Source organism: Microvirga pakistanensis, assembly GCF_004458765.1.
Classification (GTDB): Bacteria; Pseudomonadota; Alphaproteobacteria; order Rhizobiales; family Beijerinckiaceae; genus Microvirga; species Microvirga pakistanensis.
In genome coordinates this window covers 1-223 of record NZ_SPJX01000272.1, presented here as the reverse complement: position 1 = coordinate 223, position 223 = coordinate 1, and the positions used below count along the sequence as shown (strand labels likewise).

General features: G+C 52.0%; 1 pseudogene. It reads right to left on the bottom strand.

Features of this window, described 5'->3' with window-relative positions:
• A pseudogene (locus tag E4K09_RS29805) lies at positions 1 to 223 on the bottom strand (ABC transporter ATP-binding protein); the annotation flags it as partial.

The following is a 223-nucleotide window of genomic DNA, read 5'->3' as shown; positions in this document are numbered from 1 at the left end:
CAAGAAACTCACCCAACTCGCTGAATTCAGCTATACTATTGAGCTTCTCCTTGATCTCAGCACGGCTCATACCAAGAAATAGCCCTCGCACAAAGATATTATCCAGGCCTGGTGCCTCCATATCTAACCCGAAGCTTAGATTTAGAAGCGGCGCAACTCGGCCCACAACAACGGCTTGTCCCTGCGTGGGCGCATAAAGTCCCGCCATCACCCGTAGCAGCGT